The 15,320-nt window shown below is 58.1% G+C and carries 15 protein-coding genes; 9 read left to right on the forward strand and 6 right to left on the reverse strand.

The features are described from left to right. Positions 1–94 precede the first annotated feature (94 nt). From E9531_RS15625 to E9531_RS15635, 3 genes are all read left to right on the forward strand, one after another. Positions 95–760 carry an alpha/beta hydrolase gene (locus tag E9531_RS15625; protein ID WP_136574706.1) on the forward strand — a complete coding sequence of 222 codons (666 nt, stop codon included), beginning with the start codon at positions 95–97 and terminating at the stop codon, positions 758–760. A 53-nt stretch (positions 761–813) separates the two neighbouring features. Beyond that, on the forward strand, positions 814–1,740 hold the full coding sequence (locus tag E9531_RS15630; RefSeq protein ID WP_136574707.1) for an HpcH/HpaI aldolase/citrate lyase family protein: 927 nt from the start codon (positions 814–816) through the stop codon (positions 1,738–1,740). Between the two features lie 113 nt (positions 1,741–1,853). Next, on the forward strand, positions 1,854–2,678 hold the full coding sequence (locus E9531_RS15635; protein ID WP_211343463.1) for a polysaccharide deacetylase family protein: 825 nt from the start codon (positions 1,854–1,856) through the stop codon (positions 2,676–2,678). 67 nt (positions 2,679–2,745) lie between these two features. On the opposite strand, the gene pobA is transcribed toward E9531_RS15635, so the two are convergent. After that, entirely contained in the window at positions 2,746–3,927 is a 1,182-nt protein-coding gene (pobA, locus tag E9531_RS15640; protein ID WP_136574708.1) for a 4-hydroxybenzoate 3-monooxygenase, read from the reverse strand. Positions 3,928–4,151: 224 nt separating this feature from the next. Here pobA and E9531_RS15645 point away from each other — a divergent pair, with 224 nt between their 5' ends. Continuing rightward, positions 4,152–5,021 (forward strand): IclR family transcriptional regulator domain-containing protein, encoded by an 870-nt coding sequence (locus tag E9531_RS15645; RefSeq protein WP_136574709.1) that lies wholly within the window; start codon positions 4,152–4,154, stop codon positions 5,019–5,021. A gap of 17 nt (positions 5,022–5,038) precedes the next feature. Here the strand turns inward: E9531_RS15645 and E9531_RS15650 are convergent, their stop codons facing one another. Further along, positions 5,039–5,962 carry a helix-turn-helix domain-containing protein gene (locus E9531_RS15650; RefSeq protein WP_136574710.1) on the reverse strand — a complete coding sequence of 308 codons (924 nt, stop codon included), beginning with the start codon at positions 5,960–5,962 and terminating at the stop codon, positions 5,039–5,041. A 258-nt stretch (positions 5,963–6,220) separates the two neighbouring features. Here E9531_RS15650 and E9531_RS15655 point away from each other — a divergent pair, with 258 nt between their 5' ends. The 5 genes from E9531_RS15655 (at position 6,221) to E9531_RS15675 (ending at position 11,333) form a co-directional block, all read left to right on the forward strand. Continuing rightward, entirely contained in the window at positions 6,221–7,087 is an 867-nt protein-coding gene (locus E9531_RS15655) for an SDR family NAD(P)-dependent oxidoreductase (protein ID WP_136574711.1), read from the forward strand. Positions 7,088–7,361: 274 nt separating this feature from the next. Further along, a complete protein-coding gene (locus E9531_RS15660; protein ID WP_136574712.1) occupies positions 7,362–9,104 on the forward strand; it encodes an FAD-dependent oxidoreductase in 1,743 nt (580 codons plus the stop codon). Between the two features lie 22 nt (positions 9,105–9,126). Then, on the forward strand, positions 9,127–9,459 hold the full coding sequence (locus E9531_RS15665; protein ID WP_136574713.1) for an NIPSNAP family protein: 333 nt from the start codon (positions 9,127–9,129) through the stop codon (positions 9,457–9,459). A gap of 55 nt (positions 9,460–9,514) precedes the next feature. Further along, on the forward strand, positions 9,515–10,543 hold the full coding sequence (locus tag E9531_RS15670) for a Bug family tripartite tricarboxylate transporter substrate binding protein (RefSeq protein WP_244610147.1): 1,029 nt from the start codon (positions 9,515–9,517) through the stop codon (positions 10,541–10,543). 46 nt (positions 10,544–10,589) lie between these two features. Then, positions 10,590–11,333, forward strand: a complete 744-nt coding sequence (locus E9531_RS15675) for a VIT1/CCC1 transporter family protein (protein ID WP_244610148.1) — start codon at positions 10,590–10,592, stop codon at positions 11,331–11,333. Positions 11,334–11,419: 86 nt separating this feature from the next. Here the strand turns inward: E9531_RS15675 and E9531_RS15680 are convergent, their stop codons facing one another. The 4 genes from E9531_RS15680 to E9531_RS15695 all read right to left on the reverse strand — a co-directional run bounded on the left by E9531_RS15680 (position 11,420) and on the right by E9531_RS15695 (position 15,312). Next, the gene (locus tag E9531_RS15680) at positions 11,420–12,421 is read right to left on the reverse strand and encodes a porin (RefSeq protein ID WP_136574714.1); all 1,002 of its coding nucleotides are present in this window, start codon (positions 12,419–12,421) and stop codon (positions 11,420–11,422) included. Between the two features lie 272 nt (positions 12,422–12,693). Continuing rightward, the gene (locus tag E9531_RS15685; RefSeq protein WP_136574715.1) at positions 12,694–13,380 is read right to left on the reverse strand and encodes a hypothetical protein; all 687 of its coding nucleotides are present in this window, start codon (positions 13,378–13,380) and stop codon (positions 12,694–12,696) included. A 29-nt stretch (positions 13,381–13,409) separates the two neighbouring features. After that, entirely contained in the window at positions 13,410–14,471 is a 1,062-nt protein-coding gene (locus tag E9531_RS15690; RefSeq protein ID WP_136574716.1) for a Gfo/Idh/MocA family protein, read from the reverse strand. After that, positions 14,464–15,312, reverse strand: coding sequence for a sugar phosphate isomerase/epimerase family protein (locus tag E9531_RS15695; RefSeq protein WP_158291821.1), 849 nt, complete (start codon positions 15,310–15,312; stop codon positions 14,464–14,466). The genes E9531_RS15690 and E9531_RS15695 overlap by 8 nt, the downstream gene beginning before the upstream one ends. Positions 15,313–15,320: the final 8 nt, after the last annotated feature.

A 15,320-nucleotide genomic window follows, 5' to 3' on the forward strand; every position in this document is an offset into this window, starting at 1 on the left:
CCTCGTGGCTGATTTGTTTGCTGCTGTGCCTGAGTGGACGTCTGCGGTATAAACGCCGCTTCGCCACCACACGGCTCTCACGGACCACACCACCATGCTGCACCTGAACGAAACTTCCACCCAACTCCTGCCGCTGCCTGACGGGCAGATGGAGGTTTTCGTTGATGTCCCCAGCTCCGCCGCGCGCCAAGGGGTGGCCATCATCACCCATCCGCAACCGCTGCTTGGCGGTAGTGCCAAACACAAGTTGCCGCAATTCATTGCGCATAGTTTGCGCGATGCGGGTTGGGTAACCGTGCGCCCCAATTTCCGTGGCGTTGGGCAAAGCAGCGGCAGCTATGACGAAGGCCGAGCCGAAGCACTGGATTTGCGCGCCCTGCATGCACAAGTCCAAGCTTGTGCAAATGGCCTGCCGCTGGCTTTGATCGGCGTGTCGTTCGGTGCTTTTGTGCAAGCGCAATTGGCAGCCTACCTGCAAGCCCATGCCACGCCAGCAGACCACGTGGTGCTGGCCGCCATGCCGTTTGGCACCGTGACCGTTGGCCGCCAATACGATACGCCAGACGGCATCCACCAACCGTTGGTGATTCACGGTGAATGCGATGAAAGCGTGCCTCTTGCCAATATTTTTGACTGGGCTCGGCCACGCGCGCATCCGGTTGTGGTGGTGCCCGGTTCAGACCATTTGTTTGCAGGCAAGCTGCCGATTCTCAGAGCCTTGATCCTGCACCATCTTCAACACCCGCAAAGCGTGGCCTGATACGCCCCCAGCCACTTGCGCTGCGCTTTGCATTTACCTCCAATGTGTCGCCCATGTCTTCCCTCACCTCTGCTTTGGCGCAAGCGCGCAGCCTGCTCTTTGTTCCCGGCACCAAAGTCGAACGCTTTGCAAAAGCATTGGCCAGCGGTGCCGATGCCATCGTGCTGGATTTGGAGGATGCCGTCCCCCCATCAGAGAAAGACACTGCACGCCAAGCGATTGCGGGCATTGCCAACGCCATCAGTGCCGCGCCGGTGCCTGTTGTGGTGCGCATCAACACCCTTGGCAGTGCATTGGGCCTGGCGGATACAGAGTGGCTGCAAGCCACGCCTGCCATTGCCCACGTGATGGTGCCCAAAACCGAGCAAGCGCAAGACTTGAGCGCCCTACACCAACGCCTACCCAACCTGCAGCTGATCGCCTTGATAGAAACCGCCTTGGGTTTGCACCACGTACACCACATCGCGGCAGCGCCCGGCGTGGCACGTTTGGCGGTTGGCCATATCGACTTTCTGGCTGACTTGGGGATGCAAGTTTCCACAGGCGAGCCAGAAATCGCTCCGCTGCGTTTTAACGTCGCCATGGCCACACGCTTGGCCAACTTGCCGCCAGCCATCGATGGCGTCACTGCAGACTTTCAAAACGATGAGCTGCTGCGCCAAGACACGCAGCGCGCCATTCGCTATGGCTTTGGCGGCAAGCTCTGCATTCACCCGCGCCAAATCGAAGGCGTGCACACCTGCTTCATGCCCGATGCACAGCAACTGCAATGGGCGCAACGCGTAGTGCAGGCTGACGCGCAAGCCCAAGGCGCCGCCGTGCAGCTTGACGGCAAGATGGTGGATCTGCCGGTGGTGCTTCAAGCACAACGCATTTTGGCGCGCCTCCCGCAGCACACTGCAGACCTAAATACATTGCGCATGGCAAATACCAAGCAGCTCCCAAAGCCACCAGGCCTGACAACCTGCACTGCGCACTGATAACAAAAATTCCTCCCAACCACTCAACGAGACAACATCACGAAAGGATGATTTGAGTATGGCCGCAATTGAAACGGTAATCCCCCCGCAAAACCATCCCCCTTCCTGAGCCAATGCGCTGGCCTGATGGTCGGCATGTCGCCGTCATTTTCAATATCGCTTACGAGACTTGGAGCAAAGGCAAAACCTCTGGCGTCGGGCCCATGGGCAATCCGCTCGCTGGCGGTCTTTTCGACACCAATGCCGATGGCTATGGCCGCTACGGCGCGCAAGCTGGGATTCAGCGCCTAATGCGCACACTCGAAGGCACAGGCGTGCGCGCCAGCGTCTTCGTTTCAGGGGCACTGGCAGAAACTGACCCACAGCAAGTGCGCGCAGTTGCAGCCGCTGGTCATGAGATCGTCGGCCATGGTTTTGCACAAGACCTTATTCCCGCCAGTTTGACAGATGCCGCAGATCTCGACTCCATTCGCCGCAGCACTGAAGCCTTGCAGCAAGTGGCAGGCCAACGCCCTTTGGGTTGGATCAGCCCGCGCGCAAGCCCCGGCCCCCGCACTTTGCCGCATTTGATTGCCCAAGGTTACCAATGGCATGCAGATGCATTAGATGCTGATCGCCCTTACCTGCAGCGCACGGCAGAAGGCCAGATTCTGGCCATCCCCTTGGCCGTTGAATTCAACGATCTTGCTCACGCCATGCGCTTTGGCCGCACGCCACAGCAGTTTGTAGACATGTTCACCGAAACGCTGCCGCACCTGCTGGCCGCTAAAGACGATGTCGTCATTCTTGATGTGATGGTGCACACCCATTGTTACGGCCGCCCTGCGTGCGCTTGGGCATTCGGTGAAATCGCCCGCCTGTGCAGTGATCGGCAAGACATATGGGTTGCAACACGGGGCGACATCGCTGCACATGTGTTCAAAAGCATAAACGCCTAATGGATTTTCAATGCCGAGTAAGGCATGAAAACCATGCGACGTTCCAGCGCGAAAACACTATCGCCGCTTATCGGGCCTGCATCGGCAAGCCCACATAGTTCTCAGCCAAGGCCGTGGATGCCGCGTGCGACTGCACCAGATAGGCCAGCTCTGCCTCTTGCATGCGCTGCCCGAAAGCGCCTTCCTCAGGGAAGTGGTGCATCATGCTGGTGAACCACCAGGAAAAGCGCTCGGCTTTCCAAATGCGTGCGAGTGCACGCTGCGAATAGTGGTCAAGCCCTGCTTGGCTTTTCTCGCTGTAATACTCGATGAAGCCTTGCGATAAATACGCCACATCGGAGGCGGCCAAATTCAAACCCTTAGCCCCTGTGGGCGGCACAATATGACCGGCATCTCCGGCTAAGAACATGCGGCCAAAACGCAATGGCTCTGCGACAAAACTGCGCAACGGTGCAATGGATTTTTCCAGCGATGCACCGGTAACCAGACGCTCATTGGCCTCTCCATCCAAGCGCTTGCGCAACTCAGCCCAAAAGGCATCATCAGACCAATTCTCCACCTTGTCACTCAAGGGCACTTGCAGGTAATAACGGCTGCGCGTCAAGCTGCGCTGCGAGCACAAAGCAAAACCGCGCGGGGTATTGGCATAGATCAGTTCATCAGAAACAGGCGGTGTATCCGAGAGCAACCCCAGCCAGCCAAACGGATAGACTTTCTCGTATTCAGTGATCGCGCCTTGTGGCACGCTGGCACGGCACACCCCATGAAACCCATCACAGCCCGCAATAAAATCACACTCCAGTGTGTGGCTCTGCCCCTCATGCTCAAAAGTCACGCTGGGTGTCTGCCCATCAAAACCATGCACGCGCACGTTTGCTGCACTGTAGTAGGTGGTTAGACCTGCGTCCTGGCGCGCTTGCATCAGGTCGCGTGTCAATTCAGTCTGGCCATACACCATGACTTTCTTGCCATCGGTCAGCGCGCTAAGGTCAATGCGATGGCGCTGCCCGCCAAACAGCAGCTCAATACCTTCGTGCACCAACCCCTCTTCATGCATACGTTGCCCCACCCCGGCTTGATCGACCAGATCCATGGTGACCTGCTCCAGAATGCCAGCCCGGATGCGTCCCAACACATACTCGCCACTTTGGCGCTCAATGATGATGTTGTCGATACCGGCTTTGTAAAGCAATTGCCCGAGCAGCAGTCCTGATGGACCAGCCCCAATGATGGCCACTTGTGTACGCATAACGCTTTGTCTCCTGGTTGATTTTCACGAAAACACAAGCGTAAATAGCACGCAGGAGATGGCGAATAAATTTCCGCCAAGATTGTGCGCAATGCGCACAATCCGCGCGCAAGGCGCGCAAAATACGCAAGCCGCGTTGCCCAGCTCCTGTGTAATAGATGCGCCACACCATATGTCCTCCATCACGCATTGCGCGCGCACTGCTTTGTGCATCTTCTGAAACCATGACCTCCTCAAACATCCCAAAGGCTCAGGCAACGCATACGCCCCAACAGGGTGACGAGCCCTGGCGCGAAGAACCTCCGCTTCTTGATGCCCCTGTCGCGCCACGTGATTTTGTTGATGCCTTGGCACGTGGCTTGGCCTTGCTGGAGAGTTTTGGCACCGAGCGCCAAAAACTCAACGCCACACAGGCTGCCGCACGGGCAGGCTTAACACGGGCAGCGGCACGGCGGCATTTACTCACTCTGACCGCACTTGGTTATCTGGAAAGCGACGGCCACGCTTTCTGGCTAGGGCCCAAGGTATTGCGTTTTTCTGGCAGTTATCTGGCATCCGCGCGGTTGCCGCGTCTGGTGCAACCCACGCTGGCATTACTGCATGCACAGTCGCACGAGTCACACTCCGTCGTCGTACGCGATCAACAGGAGGTTGTGATCATTGCGCGCAGTGGCTCGCCGCAGCGCACAGGCCCCATGTTGGCGCATGGCCTGCATTTAGGCGCGCGCTTGCCTTTGCACGCCACCTCCACCGGGCGCGTTCTGCTCGCAGGCTTGAGCGATACCGAACTACACCATTGGCTTTCTGCCGCAGCCAAGGCCGGGCTTTTGCGATTGACCCCTCAAACCGTCATTGAACCTGAACGTCTGCAAGAACTTGTGCAGCGAACACGCCGCGAAGGCTACAGCCTCACCAGCCAAGAACATGAACGCGGTATTTGCGCACTGGCCGTACCGCTACAAGACATGCAGGGCCGCACCCATGCTGCCTTGAACGTGGTAGTTTCTGCCAAACCCCAGGCAGAAAAAACACTGTTGCAACACCACTTGCCGCTGCTGCAGGCCGCAGCAGAACCATTACGCAGCATGCTGTAGGGCAGCATGAATGCCACTTATTGCCCAGCGAATTGAAGCCTTGCCTGCGTGCGAAACTCCGATGGCCGCTGGCCCGTATGCTTTTTAAAGAAACGGCAAAAATAGGCCTCGTCTTGAAAGCCCTGCTGGGCTGCAATTTGCTTGACCGACAACAGCGAGTACGCCAACTCACGCTGCGCCTCATGCACCGCGCGTGCATTAATAAGCTCTTGCGCTGAGGCGCCAAGCAATGCACGCGTCAGTCTTGACAACTGCCCGACCGAAATGCCCATGGCCTGCGCATAATCGCTGGCAGCTTCACGGCGATGGCAACGCTCATCGAGCAGTGCCTTGAAACGCTCGACCTGTGCCGCTTTGCGTGAACGCGTATGGTGCGCCACATCAGGCGCCCAAGCCGCCATTCGGCCAATCTGCACAAACAACGCCGCCAACAAAGGCATGCCGGCATTGAGCCCTTGTGTATGCCATTGCGACTCCCGCACAATGCTATCGAACAAAGGCATCAATGCCTGTGTTTGGCGCGTAGGCTCGCTCCAGTTCAACACCGTCGGCTTGCGCAACAGCTCCAGCAACTCTGGGTTCATCGCGCTGAGCAAGGTCTCCAATGGTTTTTGCGCTGCCGTAATGACCGGGCCATCCGTATGCGGATCAAAACTAAATCCATGCACAGCCCGTGCGGGAACCACCACCACGCAAGGCGGGCGCAAGCGCCACTGCACGCCATCGATTCGTGCAACCCCTTCACCACCATGGGTGAGGTACAGCAACTGCACCATGCCCTCATGAAAGTGCAGATCAATCTCCCAATTGAAAAGGCCTGAGCGCTCAGGTACTGATTCGATATGCACCAACTGTGCCCATGCAGGCTGTTTGTCATCAGTGCCATACAAGGCGAACTTTCGCACTGCACTGGCGCGGGTTGAACGGGAGGTACTGTTCATCAAAAAAATCCAGTAAATAGCACGGCAAAGGCATTCGGTGCCCCAACACAGGACTTGGCAGTCTGTGATTAACCTGTCTGCCCAACGCATCTATCCAGTGTTGCCTGCGGGGCTCAAAAAGTGTTCAGGGTTTGCACGGAGCCATAGCCAATATGCATGATTTGTCCAGTACATGGCCGCTTTTGTCAATTGAGCACTCAAGCCCAATGCGCGATCCTTCGCCCTCAAGAAAAACCTCAAGTGCGGAGACAAACCAGCATGGCCTCAATCCCATCGCCCACCCAATTACCCCATTCAACACCAGAACCTCACTGGCTGGGCCTGCAAGGGCGCGTATGCGCAGTAACAGGAGCTGGCAGCGGCATAGGCGCCGCTATCGCCCAAGCCCTGGCAAGTGCAGGCGCTCGGGTCGCACTGGTTGATCGCGACCTGGCTGCAGCGCAAACCCTTGCGAAGGCGCTATCGAGCCAAGGTGCTCAGGCGCTGGCGGTGCATTGCGACATTGCAGATACCCAGCAGGTCCAATCTGCCGCTGCACAAGTGAGAGAAGCATTAGGCCCGACTGAGGTACTGATCAACAACGCAGGATTACTGCGGGCAGCTCCGCTGGAGTCTGTCTCGCCAGAGCAATGGAATGCCGTACTGGCCGTCAACCTGACTGGCTATTTATTGTGCGCGCAGCACTTTGGCCATGACATGCTGACCCACGGGCGCGGCAGCATCGTGCATGTAGCCTCCATCTCCAGCCTGCACCCGCAAACCGGCAGCGGCGCATACAGCGCCAGCAAAGCCGGGGTACTGCTGCTCTCACGCCAATTGGCCGCAGAGTGGGGGCCCAAAGGTATTCGCAGCAACGTGGTCTGCCCCGGCATGATTCGCACGGCCTTATCCGCCTCGTTTTATGAAGAGCCCGGCTTTGAAGCGCGCCGCGCGGCTGCAACTGCCAACCGCCGCATTGGCGAACCACAAGACATTGCAGAACCCGTGCTCTTTCTTGCCAGCGAGCGAGCGGCCTACGTCAATGGCGCTGAATTACTGGTCGATGGAGGCCTGGGTTGCATGCTGATGGACATGGTGCCACGCCCAGGCTTCAACAACCTCACTGCGCAGGGCTCGCCCAACTAGTGCAGGCGGCCAAGCCGAACAGCCAATAAGCCCGCTATCCAACCGGCGCGGCACGGCGCGCTGCGCTTAGAGCGGCTAACACAACCCTGTAAACCGAAGGTTTGCGGTTGAGACTAGGCGCAAAACCACAGGCAGTACGAGTAGTACGACAAGGTTTTGCAACAACGTATCAAGGGTTGTGTTAGGCGCTCTTACCCCAACCACGCCCCATGCAAGCTAACAACAAAAGGCTGGCAGGGACCAGCTCACACTTAACCAACATAGGAAACACGGCATGAATATCCCTGCCAACACCCTGCTGGAGACACATTGCGATGTATTGGTCATCGGCTCTGGCGCTGGAGGCTTGGCCACAGCCATCACCGCAAAAAAACTGGGCTTGAATGTCATCGTGATCGAAAAAGCCCCTGTATTTGGCGGCACCACAGCCTATTCTGGTGGCGTACTGTGGATTCCTGGCAGTCGCTTTGACCACGATCGCAGCAACCGCGAAGCCATGCGCACATACATGCGCGACCAAACCGGTGCGTTTTATGACGATGCTGCCGTTGAGGCATTTCTCGACGCAGGCCCTGCCATGGTCGATTGGTTCGAGCGCGAAACCGCCGTGCAGTTTGTGCCCACGCTCTACCCAGACTACCACCCCGATGCAGCAGGAGGCGCAGAGGTCGGACGCTCCATTCTTGCCGCCCCGTTCAATGCCAGTGCCTTGGGACGTGAGCTGGCACGATTGCGCCCACCGCTGAAAACCATCACCTTTGTGGGCATGATGTTCAACTCGTCCAATGCGGATCTCAAGCATTTCTTCCGCGCCACCCGCTCCCTGCGCTCAGCCGCGTATGTGGCCAAGCGCCTGGGTAGCCATTTCATCGACCTGCTGCGTTACCGCCGTGGCGTGCAAGTCACCAGCGGCAATGCTTTGGCGGCTCGCCTGGCCAAGAGTTGCTTTGACCTGGGCATTCCCATTTACACCCAAACGCCCGCACTGGGCTTGCTGCAAGACGATAACGGCACAGTGGTAGGCGCGCCAGTGCAGCACCAAGGGCAGTCCAAACGCATAGTGACCAAACGCGCTGTCGTACTGGCTTGCGGTGGCTACGCCCATGATTTGGCTCGCATCCGCCAGCGCTATGCACACGTGCAACGCGGGGCAGAACATCTCTCGCCCGTCCCTGATGAAAACACTGGCGATGGACTGCGCCTGGGTGAATCGGCAGGCGGGCTGGTAGACACACCGTTTGAGGCCACCGGGGCTGCCGCATGGATGCCCGTCTCGCGGGTACCGATGGCCTCAGGCAATGATGGCGTCTTCCCGCATCTGCTCGATCGCTACAAACCCGGCGTGATTGGCGTGTTGCGCAACGGCCAGCGCTTCACCAACGAATCGAATTCGTACCACGATGTGGGCGCCGCCATGATTGAGGCCTGCGCCAACCAGAAAGAAACCGCGATGTGGCTGGTTTGCGACCACGCCACCATCAGCAAATACGGTCTGGGCTATGCCAAACCTGCGCCAATGCCCTGGAGTGGCTTGATTCAGAAAGGCTACTTGTTTAAAGGTACCAGCCTGCACGCGCTGGCCGAGGCCACAGGTATTGATGCCCAAGGCCTTACCGCCACCGTGAACGCCTACAACACTGGAGCCAAACACGGCAAAGATGCGCAATTCGGGCGCGGGGCAACAGCTTTTAATCGCTATCTGGCCGACCCCGAGCACACACCCAACCCCTGCGTGGCGCCTGTAGAAAAGGGACCGTTTTATGCCGTCAAAGTCATCATGGGTGATCTTGGCACCTTTGAAGGCCTGCGCACCAACGTACAAGGGCAAGTGCTGCACAGCCAAGGCGAGCCCATTAAAGGGCTGTACGCCGTAGGCAACGACCGCGCCTCCATCATGGGCGGCAACTACCCCGGAGCGGGAATCACTTTGGGGCCTGCCATGACTTTTGGATGGATTACTGGCTATCACTTGGCTGGTATCGACCCGCTGAACACCACGGCTGCAGCCCAAGCTTGACAGCAAAACTCCAAGGAAAACCATGACCAACCTGCCTCTGATTGACCACCGTACCTACACCATTCGCCTGCGCAAAATGACCGAATTCCTGGAGGTATTCAACAGGCTTGCCATGCCCGTTTTAATGCAAACACTGCAGCATCCGCAAGGCTTCTACACCAGTCAAGTGGGCCCTCTGAACCAATTTGTGCATCTGTGGGCTTACGCCGATCTGGCCGATTACGAGCGCCGTTGCCAGGCTCGCGATAGCCACCCAGATTTCCCGGCCTACTTGGCAGCATCAGAGCATCTCATCGTTGCCCAAGAAACGCGCCTGATCCGTGCCATTGCAATGCCAAGGCAGCACTCTCGCTAATGCGCCATTCGGCACTCTTTTAAAAAACGGTTCCCATCCACAACAGGAGACAAACTTGCTCAACCTCTTTGCCTGCACCCATCCACCGAGCACCACCATCGCCCCCCAACGGCAAAGCCGCAGACGCGCTGTAGGCCTGTTGGCAGCAGCGGTGTGCATCACCTGGTTGACACCAGCAGCCGCACAAACCGACTGGCCCAACAAACCCATCCGCATGGTTGTGGGCTTTCCAGCCGGTGGCACCACGGACGTGATGGCGCGTGTTGCTGCAGCGCCTTTGCGCGATGCCCTAGGCCAGCCCGTCGTGATTGAAAACCGCCCTGGAGCCAGTGGCAATATCGCTGCCAGCGAAGTCATGCGCGCGCCTGCCGATGGCTATACCTTCATGATCGCCCCCATTTCTGTGCGCACAGCCAACCCCATGCTCTTCAAACCGGCACTGGATATCGAGCGCGGCATGACCCCGGTGGTCAGCATGGGCTATGCGCAGTTGTATCTGGTCGCACGCAAGGACCTGAAAGCCGACACCCCGCAGCAATTGCAGGCCCTCGCGCAAGCCAGCCCTGGACAGCTCAGCTATGGCTCTGGCGGAGCTGGCACCCAAATGCATTTGGTAGGGGAACTGTTCAAGCAACAAGCCCAAGTCGATGTCATCCATGTGCCCTACCGCGGAGCAGCCCCGGCCATGCAGGACATTTTGGGCGGGCAAATCGACTATTACTTCGATCCTGCCTCTGGCTTTCAACACATCCGCGAGGGCAAGGCCAAGCTTCTGGCAGTGACTGGCACACACCGCTCGAGTTTCTTTCCGGAGGCTCCCACCTTGACAGAAGCGGGAATTGAAGGCGTCGAGCTGGGCAACTGGTTTGGTGTGTTTGCACCCACCAACACCCCCGCCCCCATCATCCAACGCATGGCTGATGCGGTCAAAACCACCATGGCTTTGCCTGCGGTTCAAAGAAGTTTTTCTGAACTCGGGGTTGAACCCATCGTGCAAGACACCACAACGTTTTCTGCCACCATCAACGCAGAAGCAGCTGTACTCAAACAATTGATCGAAACGCGGGGTATTTCGCTGGAATAAAGCGCCCGATCAACCAGGCGAGTTTGGGACTATCATCTCCAATCAAATGCCCAAACCCTCGCTCCACCACCCTGACTTTCCTTCCGTCACCCCCAGCAGTGCGCAGCCGCAAAATCTGCGCATGGCCGAGCGCCTGAACTGGCTGCGAGCCGCTGTACTCGGTGCCAACGATGGCATTGTCTCCACTGCCGGTTTACTGCTGGGTGTGGCCGGCGCCGATGCCAGTGCTTCTACGCTATTGCTGACCGGTGTCGCCGGGCTGGTGGCAGGGGCACTCTCAATGGCAGCAGGTGAATATGTTTCGGTCAGCACACAGCGTGATACCGAGATGGCCGCCATCGCGCACGAGCGCCGTGAACTGGCCACCATGCCTGAAGCGGAGTTACAGGAACTGGCCCATCTCTTACAAGGCAAAGGCCTCAGCCCTGAGCTGGCCCTTCAGGCCGCCAAAGAGCTGTCTGCGCACAACGCTCTGGCTGCGCACGCGGAAATTGAACTTGGCCTTAGCGAGCAACGCTATGCCAACCCATGGCAAGCCGCCGCAGCTTCCGCTATCGCCTTTTCTGCAGGCGCCCTGATACCGCTACTGCCTGCCGTACTGCTTGGCAGCCATGGAATGGCCCCTACCGTGGCCGCCGTGCTGTTGGCGCTGTGCACTACAGGTGTAGTTTCGGCCAAGCTGGGGCAAGCGCCAGTAGCAAAAGCCACCCTGCGCAATGTGATGGGTGGTTCGCTGGCCATGGCTGCTACGTATTGGATTGGTACAGCAGTTGCTGCTTTCGGAGCTTAGAAAATGCGCCCGTTCTCAGTCTTTTAAGGAGAGCAAGAAAAGCACTTCTTCTGCATCATGGCCTGCGTATGCAATCAATCACTTACTCAGAAGTTATGCACAATGCCCGTGGCAAACGCCTGCTTGTTAGGTGCAACTGTCCGCTTGCCTTCAACCACTGTGCCATTGAACCAACGCGCTTTATCATTCAACCGGCCAAAATTGGCATACAACCGGGTGCGTTTGGAGAGCGGATAATCAGCAAACAACTCCAGCGTAGTCGCGCCTTTGTAAGACGCATCGCCACTACTGGTCAAACGCGCCACTTGTGCCCCAACAGTCAAGCTTCCCAATGGCAAAGCAGCACCCAGACCCCAGCCCTTGCCAGCACTTTTTGTTTCACGCTGCGTGTAAAGAGCACTGATCGCGACCACTCCGAAATCATATTTCGCGCCCAGTGAATAGCCTGTGCGATGGTCGCTCAATGGACTCATCTTCCCTTGGACCGTTGCCCCCAGTGTTAAACCACCTGCTTGGTATCTGGTGGCTGCTTGCACAAAAGCTTTATTGGCTGAGGCAGGTCGATTGTCCTTGAAAACATATGCGATCCGAGCCTCCAACCCAGCCATTTTTGGCAAAGCGTATTGAATCTGGCTGTTTTGCCGAGAGCCACCAAAGCTGCCATTGGCAGCTAGTCCCACATGCAGCAATGCAGAAGAGCCGTCAGCAGTTCCATTCAGATCAAACACCCCCATGATTCTGTTTTGCGGCGTGGTGGTGCGGCCCAGCATCACGCTCCCCATGCCACTGCTTAGGCCAACCCATGCTTGCCGGTTCATACCACCAATACCATTGAGCGCACCGGTACCGAGATTAATCGAAGCTGATTCAAAGTTGAAATGGGCTTTCCAGCCTGAGCCCAAATCTTCACCGCCACGCATGCCCCAGCGGGACATTCCGTCGAAATTGGTGATCATGCCTTGACCATCTTCTTTAAAGCGTTGCCCGACCCCGGCGTCCAGCTCGCCATACAGCGTTACCTGCGCATGGGCGCACGCGCCAGTGATAAGCGCAGCACAAGCGCCGACTGTGATGATGTAGTTTTTCATGCTTGTCTCCTTTTTAATAAGCACCCCTGCCGCGGCGGCGAGGGCAATATGAGTGCACAGCCACAAGCCACCCCCGGACGCACCCGTGCTACGGCGTTGCAACCGCCATCAGCGGCTGGCAGCGCACAGACACGAAACAACATCAAGAGAGCACCATGAAACCAGCGCACTTGCTGTACCTGGTGTGTTCTTGCAAGCACACCAGCCAGACTCCACCAACGCAGCGGCTGGGCCCACGCATTGGCGCAGGGCAGCTCAGCCGCAGCGCTTGATCACGTGCCTGTAGCCAGGTTCTGGATGCTGTATTCCAGTTGGTACAAGCCTGTTTGCACAGTCGTCTTGGCGCCCAGCGGCGGCCATGTCTGAGCGGCCAAACGGCTGCTCAGCAGCGTTGTGAGTGCGGCGGCGCTGATGCCCTCGATCAGTACGATGCGTTCAGGCAAAGTAATGACCCGACCGCGTTGGTTGCCCGAGTTGCCCGAGGTGAGCGACTCATCGTTGACCACATAGTGCACCCCGCACAGGTGTGGCTGCTCAAGCAAGCCAGGCAAGACTTGCTCAACGATGGCACGATCGAATGCATCTGCTTTGCCAGGCTCGGCCTCCAGTCGCAGCGTAGCGACAAAGCCACCCATCGCGTGGCCTTGGCTGAACAGCAGCTTGCAAGCACCGCGCGCATTGTTGCGAAACGCCGGCAGAACCCGACTAGACCATGGCGTTGGGTTGGTGACCCTTGCCAGATACGCCTGGCTGGCCAACACTTCGGGCGCGCTGACTTCGTACAAGGTCAGAAACTCCACACTGTCGTCCAGGGCGATGTATCTTCTACCGCGCAGAAAACCCTGAATCCCCAATCGCTCCACCATGTGTTCACGCGGATGCCATTCAAAAAAATCATCGCGTGATTCAGGCAGGATGTCGTTCCAAATTGCCACAAGGGCATTGCCAGCAAGAGGCATTGCAATCTCCAGTCACTATGTCTGCGGCGTTATGCACGCCAATTGGTAATTACGGGTGGTGCTGACGGCCTGTCAGCGCCCTGGTAAGTGCGTGGTGCGCCAGCTAGCGCATAGGCACGATCCATCAAACGCAAGCTGCCGAGTTGATCGCGTGCCGAAGTCCAGAAATTGCCGTGGCCCGCCTGCAGGCAGTCGACAAAATGCTGGATCGAGTCGTTGAAACAGGCTTGCCGAACCTCGTCCTCGTCATACACCAGGGTTTGCTCTTCGGCCCCAAACAGGCGCAGCACGCCGCCCTCCAACACCAGACTGCAGCGGGTGCCTGCAATTTCGACACGGTCGGGTGCACGCACGGCATGGCCGGCGGCGGTCATGCTGCCATCGAGTACCACACTGCCCCCTTCGTCCGAGCGCAGCAACAACACGGCATTGTCTTCACCGATGAGGTGCTCGCTAACGCGACCGGTGGTGCAGGCAACAACCTCCAGCTCACCAAAGAGCGCACGCGCCACATCCAGCTCATGTATCAACGACTCGGCAATCAGCACATGCGCCTCGTGCGCCAGAAATGGCTGCCTTGTCAGCGAGGTCACCAAGCCATCTGCGCGGCGCAACATGTTCGAGCGCCACAAGGCAATGCGCGCCTGCACCACCTGCCCCAAACGCCCTTCATGCAGCCAATGGGCTATTTGCTGGAAGTAGCTGCGGTAGCGCCAATTCTCATTGACCATGACATGAATGCGTTGCCCAACCCCTGCCAGCAGCGCCTGGGCTTCTTCGTGTGTTGGGCACAAAGGCTTTTCGCACAAAGCATGCACACCATGCGCCGCAGCCAGTTCAATCATGCTGGCGTGTGTTTGCCTGGGGGTGATGATGTCGACCGCGTCAAGTTGCTCGTGCTTGAGCATCTGCGCAGAGTCCTGGTAGCAGGTCTCAATGCCGAACTCTTGCGCGCGCTGCTGGGCCCGTTCGAGCAACGGATCACAAACGGCAACAACGTGCGCACCTTGCACTTGCTGCCACGCCTGAAAGTGGTTGCCGCTGATCATGCCGCAACCCAAGACGCCAATGCGCAGATTCCGCTCAGGCATGCGCTGCTCCTTGCTCTGCGCGTGCGCGCTTGCGCTCGGCATAGGCCGACATGAAGCGCTGCGCATCTTCACTGGCCGCCAGTGCTTTCTCGTGTGGGGTGGCCTGTGCCAAATCAGCCCTTGCGACTTCGTACTCAATCTCCACACCTAGCGGCAGCGCATCAAGGAAGGCATCCAAAGGCAACTGGCCAGTCCCTGCGGGCAATCGGGCGGTGCGGGCCTCATGCATCAGGGCCTCATCGCTGCTTTGCGCGGGCGTGGCGCTGGCATCGCAGAGCTGTGCAAACACCACTTGTTCTGGCCTCAAGGTCTGCAGGTCGGCAGGCACGCCGCCTGAACGCGCCAGATGCAAGGCATCCAAAAGCAGGCCCGCCGGCGCTCCACAGCCATTGATGATCTCCAGCGCCTGGGCCAGATTGCGCACGGCGCTGTAGGGCAAGAACTCGAGTGCAACACGCATATTGGCTGCTGCGGCGGCCTCGGTATAGCGCGCCAGACGATCGCCAAAACGTTGCCAATCGGGGTCAAAACCATTGACCACCATGATGCTCGCGCCCAGTTCGTGACCGGTTTCAATGGCCGGGGCCAATTGCTCCCAGTCCACATCAGGATAAAACTGGTAAGCCGAAATATTGGAAATGGCCACACCATCTTGCGCCGCACGATGGCGCAAAGTTTGGATCATGGTGGGCTGGCCGATGACCGGCGTCGGATACGGATCACCTGGACGGCGGCCACAAATACGAATGCCAACACGACCAAAGCCAGCAAAACAGGCAGCATCAATGGTCTCCAACGGTGTGGCACTGATCGTCAAATGGGCAAGGGTGAGAGATTTCACGGCAAATA

This window comes from Lampropedia puyangensis (genome assembly GCF_004833285.1).
In the GTDB taxonomy this organism is placed as follows: Bacteria; Pseudomonadota; Gammaproteobacteria; order Burkholderiales; family Burkholderiaceae_C; genus Lampropedia; species Lampropedia puyangensis.

Bases quoted from the DNA above. Each gene is read 5' to 3' on its own strand.
- E9531_RS15625 (WP_136574706.1), top strand. From the start codon at position 95: ATGCTGCACCTGAACGAAACTTCCACCCAACTCCTGCCGCTGCCTGAC.
- E9531_RS15630 (WP_136574707.1), top strand. From the start codon at position 814: ATGTCTTCCCTCACCTCTGCTTTGGCGCAAGCGCGCAGCCTGCTCTTT.
- E9531_RS15635 (WP_211343463.1), top strand. From the start codon at position 1,854: ATGCGCTGGCCTGATGGTCGGCATGTCGCCGTCATTTTCAATATCGCT.
- pobA (WP_136574708.1), bottom strand. From the start codon at position 3,927: ATGCGTACACAAGTGGCCATCATTGGGGCTGGTCCATCAGGACTGCTG.
- E9531_RS15645 (WP_136574709.1), top strand. From the start codon at position 4,152: ATGACCTCCTCAAACATCCCAAAGGCTCAGGCAACGCATACGCCCCAA.
- E9531_RS15650 (WP_136574710.1), bottom strand. From the start codon at position 5,962: ATGAACAGTACCTCCCGTTCAACCCGCGCCAGTGCAGTGCGAAAGTTC.
- E9531_RS15655 (WP_136574711.1), top strand. From the start codon at position 6,221: ATGGCCTCAATCCCATCGCCCACCCAATTACCCCATTCAACACCAGAA.
- E9531_RS15660 (WP_136574712.1), top strand. From the start codon at position 7,362: ATGAATATCCCTGCCAACACCCTGCTGGAGACACATTGCGATGTATTG.
- E9531_RS15665 (WP_136574713.1), top strand. From the start codon at position 9,127: ATGACCAACCTGCCTCTGATTGACCACCGTACCTACACCATTCGCCTG.
- E9531_RS15675 (WP_244610148.1), top strand. From the start codon at position 10,590: ATGCCCAAACCCTCGCTCCACCACCCTGACTTTCCTTCCGTCACCCCC.
- E9531_RS15680 (WP_136574714.1), bottom strand. From the start codon at position 12,421: ATGAAAAACTACATCATCACAGTCGGCGCTTGTGCTGCGCTTATCACT.
- E9531_RS15685 (WP_136574715.1), bottom strand. From the start codon at position 13,380: ATGCCTCTTGCTGGCAATGCCCTTGTGGCAATTTGGAACGACATCCTG.
- E9531_RS15690 (WP_136574716.1), bottom strand. From the start codon at position 14,471: ATGCCTGAGCGGAATCTGCGCATTGGCGTCTTGGGTTGCGGCATGATC.